Annotated in this window: 18 protein-coding genes and 1 pseudogene; 8 read left to right on the plus strand and 11 right to left on the minus strand. The window is 37.1% G+C overall.

Translation table 11 applies throughout. The features are described 5' to 3' along the window. Positions 1-76: 76 nt before the first annotated feature. A complete protein-coding gene (locus tag FJR06_RS00525) occupies positions 77-3,313 on the plus strand; it encodes an ATP-binding protein (RefSeq protein WP_168650299.1) in 3,237 nt (1,078 codons plus the stop codon). 114 nt (positions 3,314-3,427) lie between these two features. Here FJR06_RS00525 and FJR06_RS00530 read toward each other — a convergent pair whose 3' ends face one another. Genes FJR06_RS00530 through FJR06_RS00540 form a run of 3 tightly spaced genes read right to left on the minus strand, consistent with a single transcriptional unit; the run spans position 3,428 to position 6,074 of the window. Next, positions 3,428-5,257 (minus strand): glycosyltransferase family 39 protein, encoded by a 1,830-nt coding sequence (locus FJR06_RS00530; protein WP_168650301.1) that lies wholly within the window; start codon positions 5,255-5,257, stop codon positions 3,428-3,430. Between the two features lie 50 nt (positions 5,258-5,307). After that, entirely contained in the window at positions 5,308-5,478 is a 171-nt protein-coding gene (locus FJR06_RS00535) for a hypothetical protein (protein ID WP_168650303.1), read from the minus strand. Next, positions 5,475-6,074, minus strand: coding sequence for a hypothetical protein (locus tag FJR06_RS00540; RefSeq protein ID WP_015081525.1), 600 nt, complete (start codon positions 6,072-6,074; stop codon positions 5,475-5,477). Before FJR06_RS00540 ends, FJR06_RS00535 begins: the two co-directional genes overlap by 4 nt. Before the next feature lie 152 nt (positions 6,075-6,226). Between FJR06_RS00540 and FJR06_RS00545 the strand changes: the two genes are divergently transcribed. Both FJR06_RS00545 and FJR06_RS00550 read left to right on the plus strand, forming a co-directional pair. Next, the gene (locus FJR06_RS00545) at positions 6,227-6,559 is read left to right on the plus strand and encodes a DUF565 domain-containing protein (RefSeq protein WP_015081524.1); all 333 of its coding nucleotides are present in this window, start codon (positions 6,227-6,229) and stop codon (positions 6,557-6,559) included. 4 nt (positions 6,560-6,563) lie between these two features. Next, on the plus strand, positions 6,564-7,601 hold the full coding sequence (locus FJR06_RS00550; protein ID WP_015081523.1) for a uridine kinase: 1,038 nt from the start codon (positions 6,564-6,566) through the stop codon (positions 7,599-7,601). On the opposite strand, the gene FJR06_RS00555 is transcribed toward FJR06_RS00550, so the two are convergent. The 3 genes from FJR06_RS00555 to FJR06_RS00565 form a co-directional block, all read right to left on the minus strand. Next, on the minus strand, positions 7,594-7,806 hold the full coding sequence (locus tag FJR06_RS00555) for a type II toxin-antitoxin system HicA family toxin (RefSeq protein WP_015081522.1): 213 nt from the start codon (positions 7,804-7,806) through the stop codon (positions 7,594-7,596). The two genes, FJR06_RS00550 and FJR06_RS00555, sit on opposite strands and share 8 nt — an antisense overlap. Further along, entirely contained in the window at positions 7,796-8,023 is a 228-nt protein-coding gene (locus tag FJR06_RS00560) for a type II toxin-antitoxin system HicB family antitoxin (protein WP_015081521.1), read from the minus strand. The genes FJR06_RS00555 and FJR06_RS00560 overlap by 11 nt, the downstream gene beginning before the upstream one ends. A gap of 81 nt (positions 8,024-8,104) precedes the next feature. Further along, entirely contained in the window at positions 8,105-9,562 is a 1,458-nt protein-coding gene (locus tag FJR06_RS00565; RefSeq protein WP_168650305.1) for a YdiU family protein, read from the minus strand. A gap of 237 nt (positions 9,563-9,799) precedes the next feature. Between FJR06_RS00565 and FJR06_RS00570 the strand changes: the two genes are divergently transcribed. The 3 genes from FJR06_RS00570 (at position 9,800) to tumE (ending at position 10,844) form a co-directional block, all read left to right on the plus strand. Further along, on the plus strand, positions 9,800-9,982 hold the full coding sequence (locus tag FJR06_RS00570; protein WP_217359751.1) for a hypothetical protein: 183 nt from the start codon (positions 9,800-9,802) through the stop codon (positions 9,980-9,982). Between the two features lie 276 nt (positions 9,983-10,258). Next, positions 10,259-10,489 (plus strand): antitoxin TumA, encoded by a 231-nt coding sequence (tumA, locus tag FJR06_RS00575; protein WP_168650309.1) that lies wholly within the window; start codon positions 10,259-10,261, stop codon positions 10,487-10,489. After that, positions 10,479-10,844 carry a toxin TumE gene (gene tumE / locus FJR06_RS00580; protein ID WP_168650311.1) on the plus strand — a complete coding sequence of 122 codons (366 nt, stop codon included), beginning with the start codon at positions 10,479-10,481 and terminating at the stop codon, positions 10,842-10,844. Before tumA ends, tumE begins: the two co-directional genes overlap by 11 nt. Before the next feature lie 199 nt (positions 10,845-11,043). Here tumE and FJR06_RS00585 read toward each other — a convergent pair whose 3' ends face one another. The 3 genes and pseudogenes from FJR06_RS00585 to FJR06_RS00595 all read right to left on the minus strand — a co-directional run bounded on the left by FJR06_RS00585 (position 11,044) and on the right by FJR06_RS00595 (position 12,675). Then, on the minus strand, positions 11,044-11,895 hold the full coding sequence (locus tag FJR06_RS00585; RefSeq protein WP_168650313.1) for a DUF6671 family protein: 852 nt from the start codon (positions 11,893-11,895) through the stop codon (positions 11,044-11,046). A 72-nt stretch (positions 11,896-11,967) separates the two neighbouring features. Beyond that, positions 11,968-12,234, minus strand: a pseudogene (locus FJR06_RS00590) (GNAT family N-acetyltransferase); the annotation flags it as partial. 21 nt (positions 12,235-12,255) lie between these two features. After that, complete coding sequence (locus tag FJR06_RS00595; RefSeq protein ID WP_168650315.1) at positions 12,256-12,675, minus strand: ATP-binding protein; 420 nt, start codon at positions 12,673-12,675, stop codon at positions 12,256-12,258. Positions 12,676-12,797: 122 nt separating this feature from the next. On the opposite strand from FJR06_RS00595, the gene FJR06_RS00600 reads away from it, so the two are divergent. Beyond that, entirely contained in the window at positions 12,798-14,003 is a 1,206-nt protein-coding gene (locus FJR06_RS00600; protein ID WP_168650347.1) for a SpoIIE family protein phosphatase, read from the plus strand. A 14-nt stretch (positions 14,004-14,017) separates the two neighbouring features. Here FJR06_RS00600 and FJR06_RS00605 read toward each other — a convergent pair whose 3' ends face one another. After that, on the minus strand, positions 14,018-14,371 hold the full coding sequence (locus tag FJR06_RS00605) for an STAS domain-containing protein (RefSeq protein ID WP_168650317.1): 354 nt from the start codon (positions 14,369-14,371) through the stop codon (positions 14,018-14,020). 296 nt (positions 14,372-14,667) lie between these two features. Then, positions 14,668-16,698 (minus strand): glycosyltransferase, encoded by a 2,031-nt coding sequence (locus FJR06_RS00610; protein ID WP_168650319.1) that lies wholly within the window; start codon positions 16,696-16,698, stop codon positions 14,668-14,670. Positions 16,699-16,976: 278 nt separating this feature from the next. Here FJR06_RS00610 and FJR06_RS00615 point away from each other — a divergent pair, with 278 nt between their 5' ends. Continuing rightward, positions 16,977-19,916, plus strand: coding sequence for a DUF3131 domain-containing protein (locus tag FJR06_RS00615; RefSeq protein ID WP_168650321.1), 2,940 nt, complete (start codon positions 16,977-16,979; stop codon positions 19,914-19,916). Positions 19,917-20,246: the final 330 nt, after the last annotated feature.

The raw sequence follows: 20,246 nt of genomic DNA on the forward strand, positions 1-20,246 counted from the left end.
AAAACTATCTAAACCAAGTGCTGATGGTAATGCTGAAGTTGATCACAAGCAGAAAGACCACCGAGGACTTATTTTAATGCTACAGTACCCACTTGATGAATTTATAGTAACTGTACCAATGTGCTGGCAAACGAATACTCTGGCAGCAGTGCTGGATATTTTTGTCGAAGAACAGTGCGATCGCTTGGTAATAGTTAATTCCCAACAATGCCCAATTGGTGTATTGTATTCTGCTCGATTACTGCCACAATTCTTAGCCGCGGATGCTGATAACCACCTCTTAAATTTGCATTTGCAACAACCACTCTCACAGGTGGATAAATCCCTCATAGCGCCAATACAGACCATACCAGCCGCAGCAAATCTGGAAAAATTTAGTTTATTTCTCAAACATCAAGAAGCACAACAAAAAAGTAACTTAGATTGGGCGCTAGTTGATTCAGATGGTAAATATTTAGGAATCCTAAATACTTTAAGCCTATTAATATTGTTAGCTCAGAAGAAAATTTCCATTAATTTAACCAAAGCAGAAGAAAGTCACAAATATGTGACAAACACCAAAACTTCTCCACACCAAAAAAACATCAAAGATACAGCCAATAAATACCAGCCAAAAATACACAAGTCTATAGTCCACTTATTAGCTAGATTGCCCTGGCCAATGATGTTACAAACTGGTCAAGGCGAAGTAGTTATGCAAAACCTCCCTTGGTGGCAACAACTAGGAACATCAAAAGATCCTGAAGGCATTAGAAAACAGGTAGAGACTATACTTACTCCAAAATATATTTATACCAATTCTCAAGAAAATCAGAGAACCGATACTTTCACGACGCAGAAACACAGTATCTCACCGACAGTTTTTTCTCCTGACTCACCATCAGCTCTCCCTTTTTTGCAAGAACCATCTCTGCCTATAAATGACGGTTCTAACCACTGTGTTTTCGATAAGAAATTGGGTATTTGTACTTGTGTGGTGGAAATTAAAACTGGTCAGGAACGAGTTTGGGAATTTGCAAAAATTCCTTTAGATAGTAACGAGTTAAAAATTTGGGTTTCGGAGTCAGAATTACCAGAAAATTCAGAAGAACTATGGTTAATATTAGCCACAGATGTAACTGAACAACAACAACTTTGCAAAGAGTTGGCAGCAAAAAATGCCGATTTGATTCAACTCAATCGCTTAAAAGATGAATTTTTAGCTTGCATTAGTCATGAATTAAAAACACCGTTAACAGCAGTTTTAGGACTATCTCGCCTTCTGGTAGATCAACAGTTGGGACAATTAAATGAGCGTCAAGCTCGTTATGCTGGATTAATTCATCAAAGTGGTAGACATTTGATGAGTGTGGTGAATGATATTTTAGATTTAACGCGAATGGAAACGGGACAGATGGAACTTACCCTCACCTCGGTACAAATTCAAGTAGTATGTGAACGGGCTTTCTCAGACGTTAAAAACATTCATTATCAAACTCACAAAACTAAACAATCATCCCCAGCAGAAAATCAAAATTTATCTAATTCTAATCACCAATTTAGCCTAGTAATTGAACCAGGTTTAGAAGAAATGGTAGCAGATGAATTACGCTTGCGACAGATGTTAGTACATTTACTTTCTAATGCCTTTAAATTCACGGAAATATCTGGGGAAATTGGTTTACGGGTTAGCCGTTGGGAAGGCTGGATTGCCTTTACTATTTGGGATACAGGGATTGGAATTCCTGAACAACAACAACATTTAATCTTTCAAAAATTCCAGCAATTAGAAAACCCACTCACTCGTCAGTTTGAAGGAACGGGTTTAGGATTAGTATTAACTAGAGCTTTGGCTCGTTTACATGGTGGAGATGTCAGTTTCTTATCTCGTGAGGGGAAAGGGAGTCAGTTTACTTTGCTTTTACCTCCAAGTCCACCAAAAGCCAGTTTTAATGAGTCTGAAGACATAGCGACCAAGAGGGAAATAGGCAATATCATCAATTCTTCTCCTCAAAACCTCAATAGTTCTTCCCAAAGACTGGTGTTAGTAGTGGAAGCAGTAGCTCAATATATTGAAGAATTAACTGAACAACTTAAAGGTTTAGGTTATCGTGTTGTTATTGCTAGATCAGGAACAGAGGCACTAGAAAAAGCTCGACGTTTGCAACCAAAGGCAATATTTTTAAATCCTTTACTACCTTTACTTTCTGGTTGGGATGTGATGACTTTACTAAAATCTGATGTTTTAACTCGTCATATTCATGTTATTGTCACAGCCACAGCGGCCGAAAAGGAACAAGCATTTAATAAACAGGCTGATAGTTTTTTGAGTTTACCAATTAAGCATCAAGCATTGGCATCATTGTTAGAAAAAATATCAACAACAACTGAATTTAAGAATTCAGTGATGGAAAATCATCAGATCAATTCTCAAAATATTCCTTTGCGAATTCTCAGGTTAGTAAATCCGGAAATAGAGACTATTAATCTCTACCCTTCTCTGCGAGAACATCGAGTTATTGAAGTAGATGATTTAGATCAAGCAGATTTATTAGCGCGAGTTTGGCAGTTTGATGTAATTTTACTAGATATGGAAATTTCTACTGCTCGCACTTATTTAGAACAATTAACAAAACATCAAAGATTGGCAACTTTACCATTGGTAACTTGTGATGTTGCGACTACTTTAGCTGCTTCCCAAATACCAGGATTGTCTGTATTTCCTTGTTTAAGTCCCTTAACACAGAAAAATAATCATCAAAATTATCAACAAGATGCTTTAGCATCTGTATTACAAATTGCTGCTGGTATTTGTTGTCCAATAAATATTTTAGTTGTAGATATAAGTATGCTGAGTGATTTATCCACGGTAAAACGCAAACCACTTAAAGATTATCAGTCAGTCAAAAGTTCTTTTATTAATTTTGAAGATGAGCAAATTAATCGAGGATATGAGTGGTTTCAAGCTTTAATTCAATACTTACAAACTGCTGGTTTTAGAGCTTCTATTGCCGGTTGTTGGTCGGAAGTTGTCCAACAAGTCAGTCATCAAAGTGTTGATTTACTTTTGATTTGCTTGAACGAGACGGCAATGAATAAGGAAGTCCAAAAAGCTCTTGAATCATTAGGGAATTTACCATTTAATTTGCCGCCAATTTTGGTACTTGACCAAAAATTAAATGAACCCAATTATGGAAATGTAACAAAATCTCGGAAACAACGATATACATCTTCTGTAGAAACTGCGGTTCGGGGAATTGCTACCCAGATATTACCCCGTTCGATTTCAATGGAGGAACTATTAATTCAGATTAATCAATCTTTAGCAAATTAGACTATGATTTATTTGATTTATTTGATTTATTTGATTCATTTGATTGTGATGATGAAAATAATCCTCACAACAATCAATCATCACATAAATCACATCAATCAAAAAAATCATAGTTTAAGACAAGTTATCTCGTTTAGCTGTTTTCAAAGGAATGCGAATGAGATGATAAGCGCCTTTGGTGGCTAAGTTTTTGTAAGTATCAGGTGGTAAATCCATTTCCTGAAATTTTCCCTGTTCAACTAAGATTAACAATGATGGTGGTCTGTTTTCTTGTGATGATTGCTTTTGAATATATTCAAGAGCTTGTTGAGAAAATTTAATGTAATTAACGTTTTTGCGCGTGTAGAAAGTCACGGTAGGTTTTTTGAACCCAACCATAATTAATTCTTCATTGGGTTGTTTTGATTCAACAACTAGGGATGATAATTCTCTCAGAGGTAGTTGACGCTGTTGGTCCATAATCGAAACAGCAGGCATTAAAGCAATAGCAATAAAGGCTATAAATCCTAATAAATTAATTGTAATTATCTGTTGATAACGGTGACTTAATATTAAGATAGCCGAAGTAACTGTAGATAGTAACCAAATTATTCCCGCAAATTTGAGGATTCCTGATTTCTCCATTTGTACATATAATTCAGGAGCAGCAGGATCAGGCCCAGCAATTTGGGTAAGATTAAATAGGGCAATGGAAATAACTGTTAGAAAAGCTACGTTTACCCAAGCACTGATGCGTAAAAATTTGGGAGGAGTCGGAGTTTGTGAATTGGGGAAAAGATCACTCCAAAATAATGCCACAAGAATAGCTGCTGCTGGCATTAAGGGTAATACATAACTGGGTAATTTGGTAACAGAAATTGTGAAAAATCCAAATACACCCAAAAACCATAAACAAACAAATAAACCTAATTGTTGAGAGCGTTCTTGCTTTAACCACTGCGATCGCTGCAAAAGATTTACTCTAACTAGAGCCGCAGGGATGTACACTGAATATGGTGCAAAGCCCAACAAAACGACTAAAAAGTAAAAATACCAAGGGGCTGAATGGCCATTAACAACTTCGGTAAAACGGTCTATATTGTGATAGATAAAAAAGGCATTAATAAAATTCCAGCCGTTGCGCCAAGTTACCAAAACATACCAAGGAAGTGAGATAACTAAAACTATCGCCATTCCTAAAATCGGCTGCATTTCTCGCCATAGTTCCCAAAATTTCCCCACATACAAGGCAAAAGCAATCATAATTAGTCCTGGTAAGACAATGCCTACAGGACCTTTAGTTAATATTGCCCCAGCAATTAAGACATAACTGGCTAAATACCATTTATTGGGAAGTCGCCAATTAGCAGTGACGATTGGGGAATTATTCTGAGCATATCCCAGGAAAAAACATAATAAAGTTGAACCTATACAGCCGTTGAGTAACATATCAGAAACCCCGGCTCTGCCCCAAACAATCATTTCTGCGTTGAGTGCCATTAAAGCAGCGGCAATGGCGGCTGTAAAGTAACGTCTAGGCAAATTAGTAACTTGTTCTAATTCATCTTTTTTGGCAAAGTACCACTGCACAGTGTAAAATGCCAAAGCAATTACGCCCATTGCTGCGAATGCTGAAGGGATACGCACAGCCCATTCATTTACTCCCATAATAGAGTAAGCGATCGCTTGACACCAATAAATTAAAGCAGGTTTATCAAAGCGAGTTTCACCATTAAAAAACGGCGTAATCCAATCACCAGTTACCAGCATTTGTCGGGAAGCTTCCGCAAACAGCGGTTCAGTCTCATCAATTAAGCCTACATTACCCAAATTCCAGCCAAAAGCTATCCAACCAATTACCAATAACCACAGGGACGAAACAGCCACAGCTAGGACTGGACGCTGTTCTAAATTATTCAACCACTTATCCACCACTTGCCAAGAAACACTCAATTTTATACTCATGAATTCATACTTAAAGACACTGAAATCGCGTCCTGCCAATACACAATAGTTTACAATTCAAAAAAACTCCTGAACTCCTTCCTTCTTCCTCCTGAACTCCTTCCTTCTTCCTCCTGAACTCCTGAACTCCTGAACTCCTGACTCCTGACTCCTGACTCCTGACTCCTGAACTCCTGACTCCTGACTCCTGAACTCCTGACTCCTGAATTCTCCAATATCACCTATTTTGTAACACTAACTGCCATTCTTGAGTTTGCGGATTCCATTGGGGAGAGGAAGTTTCTCCCACAACATAGGGACCCCAATAACGTCGAGAACCATCTTGAGCAAAAGCCACCAAAATATCACCTTTCTCAAGTCTTAAATTAGCTTGAGGTAAAGATAAAACTAACCCGCTCTCACTTCCTTCTTCAGGAGCAAAATCCCAATGAGCCGGAATATCAGATTTAGATTTATTCGCAGTCGCACTTTTGAGGGATGATTGTCTAGCTAACAATGCTAGACGGACAGGTTGAGTAGTTTTGTTGCTAATGCGAAGCAATCCAGCAGCCTTGTTTTTACTATCAGAGTTAACCTGATAGGCTACAACTGTGGACTGATTTTTTTGCGGACTTGATTCTACTGAGTCACTTGGTGTACTATCTAAGTTAATTTCATCCCCATTTTTACCACTATTTGTCATCATAGATGGGGTTGTTTCTGGATTTGTAGACTGAAAAGATATCCGCATATCTAAGCATCCTGTCATGATCCCCATGAATCCTAAGGCAGAAAGACTGATAATGAAGTTACCATACCGATCAAGGAAGTTTTTCATAATGATATAGCTTTAGAAATAAGATTTTTTGTAAGCTAAACCCGATGGTTACAAATGATCCCCAACCGTAATTAGAGTGGTTTACTTAGGTTCTCCAAAATAAATTATCCAGTTTCATCAAGTCAAAACGACTTTTTCTGTTCCCTATTCCCATGCAAAATACTCGCTTGAACAACCTATTAGAAACAATTTTCAGTAGCTTGAGTGAATGGTTTCTGAATCCTTGGCGGCGGTTATCGCTAATACTAATTAGTTTTTTGTTTGGCTTTTTTTTGGGATCAGCAGTATCAACAACCGCTGGACAAAAGGCAGAATTAGACATTGTGGTTGCTGGATTTTTAGTGCTACTGACCGAAATTACCAGTAGAATATTTTACAGTCGGAGTTTTTTTGTTCGCCAAGCATTTTGGGTAGAAATACTCAACTATCTCAAGGTTGGTTTTATCTACAGTCTATTTCTAGAAGCGTTAAAACTGGGTTCGTGATTTTATGAGTAGTGAATGGTTGAGTCAAATTTTAACAACAGACACATCTTGGCAAGTGTCAGCACAAGCCGCAGCATTGGCAGATCCTTTGCGAGCTAAGGTGTTTAATATTACTTCTGATAATGTGGCTGAAGTTATCCAAAAGAGAGGGGATTTACTGAAGTTAGTTTTCCCTAATTTTAGTCAATTTTGTCAAACTACCCTAAAAATTCAACCCCCAGAAGTGTTACAGGTATTGTGGGATTTATGGCTACCCTTGGGAATCCAAATTGCAGCACAACGTCAACAGTTAGGGAAACCTTTTGTCCAGGGAATTTTAGGCGCACAAGGAACTGGTAAAACTACAATGTCCCAGATACTGGGTTTGATTCTCCAGCAGTTAGGATATCGGACGTTAAGTTTGTCTTTGGATGACTTGTACAAAACTTATAGCGAGCGTTTGGCTTTATTACAGCAAGATTCCCGGTTAGTTTGGCGCGGTCCGCCCGGAACCCACGATATTCACCTAGCTTTAATTGTACTCGATCAGATTCACCAAGGCAAGAGTCCTGTGATAGTTCCTAGATTTGATAAATCTGCTCATGGGGGTGCAGGCGATCGCACTACTCCTGAAGTTATCACAAATCCTATAGATATTGTTCTGTTTGAAGGCTGGTTTGTGGGCGTAAAACCAATTCCTCCTAAAGTGTTATTAACTCCACCACCACCTATTCTTACAGACGTAGATAAACAATTTGCCTCTGATATGAATAATCAGCTAAAAGATTATTTACCACTGTGGGAAAGATTAGATAGTTTAATAGTTCTTTATCCCACAGATTACCGTTATTCTTTAGCATGGCGCAAGCAAGCAGAAAGACAAATGATTGCTGCTGGTAAATCAGGAATGAGTGACGCAGAAATAGAAGAATTTGTAAATTATTTTTGGCGTTCTTTACATCCAGAATTATTCATTAATCCCTTAATTCAATCATCATCTGTTGATTTAGTAATTGAAATTAATAGTGATCATAGTTTTGGGAAAATCAGAAAAACTATCTAAGATTATTAAATTCATCTTCTGTGATTTCTAATTGGTTAAGAATTTCCTGGAATAGCCAACCGCCGATTTCAGCATTTCCATGAATAGGAATAGTTGTTGCGCGACCATCGGGATGCTTCCAGCGAGCATGACTACCTTTTTGACGAATTTTCTCAAAGCCTAATTTTTTGGCAACTTTTTCTAAAGTTTTGGCTTTAGCTGGCATAAGCAATAGTTACCTCAATATCATTAGGTAAGGATTTACCAGCCTCTAAATATTCTGCTGATATCATTTCAAAAACATGGTTTAACTCTGAACGAGCTTCTTCATGGGTTTTTCCCCACGCATGACATCCTTTAATTGCTGGAACGTAAGCAACAAATGTTCCATTATCATCGGGGCGTAAAATAATTGTATAGTCAATTAGTTTTTTGTTTATCATATTATTTCCTGTTAAATACTTGCGATTAAAAAGGCGAATTTCCTGACTCATGGGCGAGGAAACCCCGCCCCTACTGACAAACTACTTTCCTGTTTGCAGTGTTTCCACTAAATCATAAAAAGGTTGCCAATTATCATCTTCAGTGATTCGTTCCCAAACAGACTCAATCACAGGTCTTAATAAAGCTGTTTTGGGATTAGCTTCAATCAAAGTTTGGTGAATTTTATCCATTTGTTCAGGATCAAAATGATTGAGAATTTGATGATAGAGGAAACACCAATTATCAAAAGTGGGTGATTTTCCTAATGCGGGGCTAATTTCAGAACCATTCATCACAAAAGCTGGATCATCTCGCCATTTACTAGAAAAGGTAGCAGCTATATCAGCAAAGAATTGATGATAACCAACTTGACTATCATGTAAAAAGGTAATAGTTAACCGCAAAAATTCATCAGCTTCCGCTAATTGTAAATCTTCAAAACCCAATTTTTTCAACATCAAAGCTCGATATTCAGCCTGGTAATATTCAGCAAACTTGGATAAAGCAATATCCAAATCACCTTGGTGAATTATCGCCTTTAAAGGTTCTTGCAAAAGCTCTAAATTTAATTTGCAAATCCCTGGTTGTTGACTGTAACAATAACGTTTATAATAATCGAAATATGCCGCCGTAAATTGGAGATCGTAAGTAGGAATAAAGGCATAGGGTCCATAGTCAAAACTTTCCCCGGTAATTGACATATTATCAGTATTCAGAACTGCATGACAAAAACCCGCTGCCATCCATTGGGCTACTAATTCAGCAACACGCTGCACTAATTCGGCATAAAATAAAGCATATTTATCATTTTCGGCTTGCAAATGCGGGTAATACTGTTCAATTACATGATCTAACAGTTTTTGAGTTAAATCATGTCGTTTGAAATAGTTTAATCGTTCAAAAGTACCAAAACGAATATGAGATTTACTCATGCGAATCATGACAGAAGAACGAGTTGGAGAAGGTTCATCACCGCGCCACAAACCCAAACCCGTTTCAATCATACTTAAACAGCGAGAAGTGCGAACACCTAAACGATGAAGTGCTTCAGCGGCAAGAACTTCCCGCACTCCTCCTTTGAGTGTTAACATCCCGTCACCACCGCGAGAGTAGGGGGTTCTTCCCGAACCTTTTGTGCCAAAATCATATAATTCCCCATCAATACCCCGCACTTGTCCATAGAGAAAGCCTCTACCGTCACCTAATTGGGAGTTATATTGTCCAAATTGATAACCGTGATAACGGAGGGCTAATAGGGGTTCTCGTCCCTCAAATTTACCAAAAGCGTTAATAAAATCTTCGTCTTTAACTACTTGGGGCGCAACTCCTAATCGTGGCAGTAGTGCGTCATTGCGCCAGCGTAACATAAGTTGGGGAAATTCCTCGGCTACAACTTGATCATAGTAGTCATTACCTAAAGACTCTATAGCTGGTTCATAGTTGAGGGTAAGTAAAGGATTAGTAGCATGAGTGTGATTGAGAGTTTCATCCAGAGTCATTATAATTAGGCTTAATTGATATTTATTTAATAATAGACAAAAAAAGCTTACGATCTTTCTATTTAATAACCTGATGGTTTTTTCTCACGCAGAGGCGCAAAGAGGAAGAGTTTTAGAAATAGAATTGAATCATTTCACACCTTGGGTCTATTTGTAACAAATTGCAAACATGGATTTGTTGCATTTGGTGATTTTTGCGGTAAACTCTGGGAATATTGCGCTTTTAAGGCTGGGGTGATGGGTCAGACTAGCAATTTGCTGTACTTAAATACCAATCAAAGCACCGCTAAAGGTTTCCTCTTTGGGTTACAGATTCCTTTTCTTCCTGATTTTCTCCTTGATCATACCCTGTTGGGAAAAGAACCAAGCGATCGCATTCAGGAATATTCCCGACGCTGGACAGAATTTGTCTCTGGTTGATGGCGAAATCAGGAAGATGTTACTTATGATCAAAATCCTGTTATTCAACATTTTTCCAAACAAGAACAACGGGAAGCCTATCAACGCTACCAAGAATCTATGGACGTTAATAAGCTCTCCTTTGAAGAATGGCTAGATCAAAACCCAGAATTTCAGTATCTTTCTGAAGAACAGCAACGAGAAGCTTATGAAAATTATTTATCTTCTTGAGGATAAAATCAAGATCTGATTAAAATTACAATATGATTAAGTTAATCAACTTAAACAGATAAATGAATGCGTAAACAAGTTATCGAATATACATCTCCACTAGATGCGTTGATTGCCCTTACCAAACAGTTAAATGTTTATGAAATCAAGTACCAAATGAGTTCAGAAGATTTTTTTGCCAAATATAACCAAGGAAAAACTTCTGATGATGAAGTGTTTGTCGAATGGGCAGGAAATTATCAGCATTATCTAGCTTTACATCAAGAAATAACCAGCAAACTCCAAGATGTCGCGTAAACTTATCCAAGCGTATTTAGATGAAATTGAGCAACTTTTACTCAATTGCTCTAATGCATACATTGAGGAATATAGTGCAGTCATTTTAACGACAGAGCGGGCTAATCTTCGCATTAGGATACGTTTTGCAATTAGATATTTACTAGCAGTCAGTGAAGCCTTTGTTGTTGTAGATAATCAGATTAAATATATTGATTACCGCTATCACTTTCAAGATGAGCAAAATAGTCTGATTTTTCGTTATGACAGTACACCACACTTTCCCAACTTGTCTAGTTTCCCCCACCATAAACATCTTTTTGACAATGTAATTGCTTGCGAAAAACCACATATACAGCACTTCCCGGTGTTATGAGGTACATATCTAGCGGGCAAGATGCCCGCACTACAAGAGTTTCATGATTCAACTTTGTACCTCATAAGAGCGGAAACCGCTGTAGCTGATGTTCTACAAGAAGTGATGGAGTTTTTAAAGTAGCTTATAAAAATTATTTATTTTCTTGAGAATGATAAATAAAAAAATAGATCCCCGACTTCTTCAAAAAATTGCGGCTTTAAGGATTACAATATTCACATAAACTAGGATCAGCAAATTCTTGATTGTTAGGAAATAATTGTTGTTGGGTAAAACCGCATTTTTGACATTGAAAAATTACTGCTTTAATTAATGAAGTTGGCTGATGACAAAGTTCACAAGGTAGTCCAGGGATTTTTTGATTAATCATAAAACCAGGAGTATTACATTGGGGACATAAACTATTAATTTTATTAATTAAGTCTTGAGTAGCAAAGGCAATATTTTTCATCCTGGTAGGATTATACATTGCTCTCATATCTGTTTCTATATGAAATTTACCATTTGTGTTTTTTATGGCAATTTCTACGGAATTGATTAGGTTTTCTTTGCTGGTAATACCTTTAATAAATTCTGTTTTTCCTGTAGATATATTAGCAAATGAAATTACTAAACCATGTTCAGGAAAACCAACTTTGTGAGCAAATTCTTCAGCTTCTTCTAAACTAGATATAGTTTGCTGATTGAAATTAGTTTCTATGGAAAATAATTCACCAATAATTTCTAAATCATTTTCTTGATCCAGAAAAATAATGATTTCTCGGTTAGCATAAATATAGGGAATTAGGGGATGAGGTGCAAAACTTCCTTCACTAGCGATGGCTATTTTTTCATCATCCATTTCCAAGGCTTTTTTAGCTTTTAACCTAGCAGTAATAATTTGTGTATCTGGACGTTTTATTTCTCTAGTAAAAGTTCCAAAAACATCAGTATTTAAGCCTTGAGGAACTATCAAATTAATTCCTAAATGTTCTTTCAATAAAGGAGAAATTACTTTTTCTTTATTGTGCATTGTCGCCAAAATAGCCACGCGATTATTATATATTGACATAATTTATTTCTCCATAATTATCTTCAGATCCCTGACTTGTCCAAGAAGTCGGGGATCTGAGGTATTATAATATTATAAATCTGATCGCCACTGGGAATTTGTCAAACTTGTAAAAATATGATCTTCCCATTTACCATTAATCATTAAATAATCTCTAGCATATCCTTCAACTACAAAACCAGCCCTTTTAAGAACATTACCACTGCGGCGATTATGGGGCATATAATTAGCCATAATGCGGTGCAGATTTAATTCTTGAAAAACATACTTAGTGGAAATAGACAAGGCTTCTGTCATGTAACCATAACCTGGTGCTGATTCTGCTAAACTGTATCCTAATTGCAAAATAAGTTTCATATTCTAACAATAATGTTTACTGATAAATAAACAATAACGATTGTCATCTGTTAGTTTATAAGACATTTTGTCAGCAATGGAGGACATTATTTGCAATCCCCGTCCTCGTTCTTGATCATTATCCTCTAATGCTGAAGTTATTTGCAATTGCTTTTCTAACTCAAAAGGTTCTCCCAAAGACCATATCCGAATTTCTATATCTTCTTCGAGTCTAATAACTTCTAATTCAATCGGAGTTTCTCTGGGTAATTTTTTGTGGGCGTGTTCTACAACATTAATAAATCCTTCTACTAGTAGTGTTTGTAATTCCCACCAAATTGTTTGATTATTAAATGGGGGCTGGTTGATTTGCTCCAGCCAGGATAAAACTTCACTTGTAGCATTAATATCTGTATTGGTTTTTAGGTAGATTTTATGATTCATTGGTCAATCCATAGAATATTTGACTATGAGTGTATGTTCAAAATGTGAAAAATGTAAATCCTTTGACAAGATTTAATGTAGAGTAATTAATAAGTAATTATTCAAACTGTTTCATGGTCAAAATGTTTAAAATCCTCGTCATTGATGATGATCCTATCTTACGAATGGTTTTGAAAAAAACGCTGAAAACCCAGGGCTATGATGTTACCATAGCGGCTAATGGCGAAGAGGGAATAATAGAAGCCAAAAAATTATGTCCCGCTCTCATTATCTGTGATTGGGTAATGTCTGGGATAGATGGTTTACAAGTATGTCGTCAGATTAAGTCAGATCCGGAATTAGCTACAACTTTTTTTATTCTTCTGACTGCAAAAGGAGCTTCTTTAGGAGAGGAAGATGATCGTGTTAGAGGATTGGATGCAGGAGCAGATGAATTTATCTCTAAACCCATTGAGATGAATGAATTAAAAGCACGGGTAAGAGCAGGATTAAGGCTACATCAATTAAGTCGAGATTTGCAGCATCAAAAGCAAATTTTAGAGCAGTTAAATCGAGATTTGCAGCATCAAAAGCAGGTTTTAGAAACCGAACTAGCTGAAGCTGCTGATTATGTGCGATCGCTTTTACCATTACCACTTGTAGGGTCAGTGACCATAGAATCTTTATTTGTACCTTCAGCACAGTTGGGAGGGGATTGTTTTGATTACTATTGGATTGATGATGAGCATTTGGCAATTTATCTATTAGATGTCTCTGGTCATGGTGTAGGCTCGGCTTTGTTATCTGTATCTGTATTGAATATCTTGCGATCGCAGTCTCTACCAAATACTAATTTTTGTCAACCAGCAGAAGTTCTCAAGGCACTCAATGAAAGTTTTCAAATGAGTAAACATGGCGATAAATACTTTACCATTTTGTACTGTGTTTTTAATCGTGTTAATCATCAGCTAGTTTATGGCAATGCTGGACATCCACCGGCTGTATTAATATTTGGAAATGCCCCCTCCAGCATTGAGGTTATAAAACTAGAATCTCTAGATTTACCTATTGGCTTTTTACGAGATATCAGTTTTGAAACTGCTATTTTGGAAGTTGCAGAAAACAGCACTTTATATATTTTTAGTGATGGTGCTTACGAACTGCTGCAACCAGAGGGACAAATTTGGGGTTTCGACTCCTTCGTTAATTTATTGCTCACCCATAATCAGTCAAATAACAATCATATTAATCAACTCTTACCTGAGATTATAAATATCAGCGGTAACGAAAATTTTGATGATGATTTGTCTTTACTACAAGTCAATTTTAGTGGATATCAAAATCCCTAAGATGTGAACTTTTATCAAGGGTGTTTGAAAATTTTTTGGCGATTTTCTAGTTCTAATACTTTGCTGTCAAACACTTCTCTATTACTTAATATGTTCAAAACTCGATTGATTTTCGTTAATTCAAATAACATTTTGACTTGATCATTAATGGAACATACAAATAGTTCTCCTTTAGCATTTCTCACACTTTGCATTGCTCCCACTAAAGCACCTAAACCAGAACTATCAATAAAGCTCACCTTTGACATATCAATCAATAGCATATTAACTCCATTATTAATGATATCAGTAATTTGACGACGTAATTCGTTACCGGAGGTGGCGTTTAAAATTCCTGATGGTTCAAAGACGTGAATTTTAGAAGTCATAAATTATCTTCCTTTCTGTGTTAGTTTGTGAATTTGCTATTGAAAATCGTTATATCTATTTAAAATTCTACTACTATTTAAGGCATTTTGTATAACTTAAAAAATAGATTTACAAGCAATAAAGAGTTTCATTTTTGAGATTATACAAGTTCAAAAAAAGTCAAGAATAGATCTAAACAAGAAAAGCCCGATATAACCAGTTTCCAAACCTCTCCCCACGGGGTTAGGGGGTTAAGTTTTGTGGTTCTATACAATACGTTTGAAACACCCTTTTCGAGATAATTAATGAATTACCTCTACTTTACTTCTGTTTTGTGTAAGTCCTGCGGTTGCCAAACAGCAGCACTGATAATTGCCCAAAGTAGAGATAAAATATATATACCCCATAATGTGTTGATCAAATAAACCCAAGGAGTTTCTAACTGACCAATAGCGAAACGATATATACTCCATATTATACCTAAAATCATCAAAATAAACACAGTTAGTTGTGGCCAGATTAGCTGGAGATAAATTCCTGATTGTCGCTGCTTAGGTGTAACCTGAAATTTAATAGGTTGTCCGGTTAATACACTCCATGCAGATTGAATGAATAGGGGAAATAAAGAGATAGAATATTGTTCTGAACGCCATAATTCCGCAGCATTAATTCCCCAACCAGCGGCTAAAAAAGTCAACCTATTAATTATAAAAGCTGGAAGAAAATGGATAGTAAAATCAAAGCCATAAGTTTCCACGGGGATAGTTCCCGTAAAAAAATAGATAATGGGACAAGCAATGAAAATCAAAGTTGCAAACCCAGAAAAATAACTATATGTTGTCTTAAAATAGTGTAATCGTTGCCAAAATGTCAGTCCTGGTTTGGTGAGAGGATTTTCTCTCATTAACACTTGAATTGTGCCTTGAGACCAGCGCATTCGCTGTTTGAGGGTAGAACTTAAATCATCAGGAGCAAGTCCTTCTGCTAATAATTCATGATGATAAATTGATTTCCAACCAGAACTATGCAACCGCATGGCTGTATTCATATCTTCGGTAATACTATTACTAGAAACACCACCAATTAATTCAAATTCATCTAATTTTTTGCCATCTTTGACAAATTCATCTGCAAAATATTGTAAACCCACACTAACTAATGCTTCTCTTCTTAGGACTGCATTTGTACCTGTGTAGAAAGCTGAATTCATACCATCTTTACCTTGTTGAATCGGCCCATAAAATAAATTGGCTCGATGTCCAAAGGGGTCTCCAGGGGGAATATTATAAAAATCTTGAGGAGTTTGCACAAATGCAATACGGTTTGGTTGATATTTTCCTGAATACAAATTATAGGTATAGAAATATGTCAAAACTCGCTTTAAAAATGCTGGTTTAGGAACATGATCTGCATCTAAAGTAAGAATAAAATCTCCTGCGGTCTCTCCAGAAAAAATGGCGTAATTGAGATTACCTGCTTTAGCATGATGAGGTACTCCTGGTTGTTTAGGACGAGCAATATACCGCAACCTAACCAGTTGCACAAGTTCTAATTCTTTTTGACGAATTGCTAATTCTAATGCGCTACGTTCATGATTAAGATGTTCATATATAGTTGATTTACTGGCATGATAACTATTTTGATGTTGAGGATTTAACCAGAGAATAAACTGTTGTAAACTGTGGACAAATCTAGCGGGAATATCCTCGAAAGTATTTAAAGTATTTAAAGATGATTTTTGCAGCCATTCTTCAGCGGCTTTTACTTCAGGTGCTAGATTTTCTAGTTGCTCAATTCGTTGATTTAAAGTAGATAATTCCGCGTCAATTCGATTAGCTTCCTGTTGTAATAATGGTGATTGTAAATCCTCTAGAGCTAATCTTTCTGACATAGCTCGCATTTGTTCAGAATTACCATCATCTAATACATATACACGCAGCTTTGTGGTTGGATAATCTATTGCTAAAGCTGCTCTAGCAGTTTCTTCCACCATTTCCGAGGGTTCATTATAGCAGGTTATAAACACATCTACATTTGCCCAATCACAGTTAGGAAGGGGTGGGCTTAACTGATTGAGAGACTTAACCTGTCGGACTATAGGCCGCCATAATCCGATGACAAACATAACTCCCCCGAAATAGCTGTAAATTTCCGCCAGCAATAAAGGAATAGACAGCCATAGAGCATCAAAGTTGATAGAATGGGTTATCCGCCATTGTAAATACCAAGCACCAAAAATTAAGTTGATTTCCGCTAAATACCGAAAAAGTAGGGTTCTTTTTTTCAGTGTTGAACGGCTATTACCGGAAAAATTCGCTGAATCATAACTAGAGGACGCTGAATTCATTTTGCTACCAAAAATAAAATTTAAATTAGTCAATTAGCGGTTGTTTGTTTTTATAAGAGTCACGTATTTGATTTTTGATTTGAACTCCCATGGTTGTCCATAGCCAGCCTATAGTCCTTGATATTTTTTAGACATCATTGAGGATTCCTGTAGCTTGCTAAAGTAGAGTTGTTATTTAATGTATCAGATTTTTGGTGTCATTTCTAACTATAGCGAAGTGATTCTCTCTTCTCTAGCACTCTAGTCCTCCCTGAATGGTTCTCAAATTTTATTTATAAATGATACAGCAACACCGTCACTACAAACTATTAAGATGGATTGCATTGTTCCTAAGTGGAGCATTTCTGCAATTTCTGTTCTGTGTGCCTACAGTATCTTTAGCACAAAATTCTACTCCTAATGGCTGTAGTCAAATTTCAGCGCCTCTAACACCGGAGGAACAGATTTACGCTCGTGCAGCTTGGCAGTATTTTGTCAATAACTATCAAGCAAATACAGGGTTTACTAATTCTACTGGTGGTTATCCTTCTGGTACTCTCTGGGACATTGGTAATTACCTAATGGCTTTGAATGCAGCGCGGTGGATGAATTTGATTAACCAGTCAGAATTTGATTCGCGCTTTAACAAATTTCTTACCAATTTTGCTAATCTTAGTTTATTTGAAAACGCTTTACCAAATAAGGTATACAATGCTGCTAATGGAAAAATGACTGATTATGGTAATAAACCTGTAGAAAAGGGGCTAGGTTGGTCAGCTTTGGATATTGGTCGCATATTGGCTGCTTTTCATATTATTGGCACTTGTCATCCTCAGTATAAAAATTGGCTAAAGGGAGTTCTCAGTAAGTGGCAGTTAGCAAGATCACTGAAAGATGACCAACTTTACGGAGCGCTTGTTTTACCTAATGGTAAAACATTGTTGGTACAAGAAGGGCGACTTGGTTATGAGGAATATGCTGTTAGGGGTTATGAACTATGGGGATTTAAAGCACCCAAAGCAGCGGCTTTAGAGCCTTTCAAACTTGTAGATATTAATGGGGTGAAAATTCCTGTTGATACCCGTGATTTTCAAAGCACTAATGCTAATAATTATGTAGTTGGTGAATCCTATATTCTTGATGGCATTGAATTTGGCTTAGAAGGTTATTTAAAAAAATATGCTGCTGATGTTTTAGAAGTACAAAAGCGACGCTTTGAATCTACGGGACAACTAACTGCTGTTTCTGAAGACAATATTGATCAACCCCCTTATTTTCTCTACAATACTATATACTCCAATGGAGTTGCTTGGGCGACAATTACGGAGAAAAATAAGCCCTATACAGAGTTGCGGAGTATTAGCACTAAAGCTGCCTTTGGTTGGCGCTATCTTTACCCAGGTAATGCTTATGCTCAAAAGGTTTTTGATGCGGTTAAGGATTTACGTGATCCTAAAGGTGGTGGCTTCTACGCTGGACTGTATGAAGAAACAAAAAAACCTAATAAATCCCTGACAGGTAATACTAATGGCCTAATCATGGAGATTTTATATTATAAAGCCAGAGGAAATCGCCCCTTAATTGGTGGTAGTGGGGTGAGTTTTGCAAAAATACCGTCTGGTGATTCTAAACCCTCAGATTCTAAACCCTCAGATTCTAAACCCTCAGATTCTAAACCCTCAAATTCTAAACCCTCAAATTCTAAACCCTCAGATTCTAAACCCTCAGATTCTAAACCCTCAAATTCTAAACCCTCAGATTCTAAACCCTCAGATTCTAAATCACCTGCTGCAAATTCGCCGACTCCAGCCCAAAGTCCTATTCCCATAAATGTTACACCTGCTAAGACTAATACAGCGACTAACCCACCTCCGCTGATAGTTAAACCTATTCCATCCTTGGGTGTCCCGCAGCCAGCTAAACCATTACCTAAACCGTTAACAGTTGTACAAAGACGCTACGCTCAAGCGGCCTGGAACTATTTCTCCGCTAATTCTCAGCCTAGCACAGGATTGGTGAGCGATCGCTCTGATGTTAAGGGTTCAACATTGTGGGGATTAGGAGATTATCTAACAGCGCTCAATGCAGCATGGGCAATGGATATAATTTCTCCCAAGGAATTTGATCAGCGCAGCCGACAGTTGTTGAGTGCTTTAGCGCAGATACCGCTGTATGCAGGGGAATTACCGAGTCGGGGTTATGATCCGCGAACATTGCAACCAGTAGATTATGGTGGTAATCTAGTCCCTGAAGGTACTGGTTGGTCGTCTTTAGATGTGGGAAGACTATTAGCAGCCCTTTATAATTTAAAAACAGATCATCCCGAATACACGGAAGTTGTTGATCAAATTGCTCTCGATTGGTCATACTTGCGGGTTGTGCGGGAAGGTATTCTTTCTAGCGCCAATGTCACCAAAGATAAAAGTGGGCGGTTAGTCCCCAGAATTAATCCTGAAACCCGTTTGGGTTATGAAGAATATGCTGCTAGAGGTTTTCAATTGTGGGGATTTAATGTTGATAAATCTGCTGTGGGTGGTGAATATAAAACAACATCAGTGGAGGGGGTAGAAGTCCCCACTGAACGGCTTCGTAAAGATACAAAATCAAAGGTTAATCAATATACCGTTAGTAATCCTTTTCTGCTGTATGCTCTAGAGTTTGGTTTAGATCCAAAAATGCGATCGCTCTTTACATCAGTATATCAAGCTCAAGCCCAACGCTACCTTAAGACTGAGACTCTTACAGCCTCAGCTACCACTCTCATTGAGCGTCAACCTTACACCGTCCACAGTTCGATTATTGGTCAAAATCAGCCTTGGGCAGCCTTAGATGATGATGGTAAACTACTACCAGAGGGAAGATTAGTCAGTTCGGCCGTAGCATTTGCCTATTATGCCTTACTGCCTAAAGATACCTATACTCAGGAATTAATCAAGGCAACAACGGACTTATATAACCCTTTGCTGGGATTTTATGAAGGTTTTTATGAAAAAACAGGTAAAACCGCTCTTGGTTCTACTAGTAGCACTAACAGTATGATTCTACAATCTTTACTGTATACAGCAACAAAGCAACAACCCCTTCTCCGTCCTAATACGGATATGAAATCACCCTGGTGGCGAGCAGTAGCTGATGGTAATTCTGGTCGGGGTCTACCGAATACTTCTACTCAAAAAACACAATTTGTGACTAATAGCACTGAACATTACTGGATTACTGTCAAAGATGACAGGAATTAACTTTTGGATGATTTAGATACTTGAGGTTAGTAGAATTACTTGATTCTTGTCGCTATGGAGGAGATAAATGAAGATAAACCTGATATACTAACCCAGATTCATAAATACTGATATGAAATTGTATTATATAGGATTTCCGCAAAACAGCGGGAAAGCGGTAATCTCTTCCGATATCTTGCTATATTAATTACTACTGCCTAAAAATAAGGTTTATGAGTCCACGCAAGCTATCAGCCATGTCTGCTGTTAATCTTGGATACATTAACTCACCCTAGTAAATTGGTAAAGGTATTAATATGAGAATATTCATTCTATTCCCTTACGTAGCTG

It is taken from the genome of Dolichospermum sp. UHCC 0352 (assembly GCF_009711925.1).
GTDB classification, from domain to species: domain Bacteria; phylum Cyanobacteriota; class Cyanobacteriia; order Cyanobacteriales; family Nostocaceae; genus Dolichospermum; species Dolichospermum lemmermannii.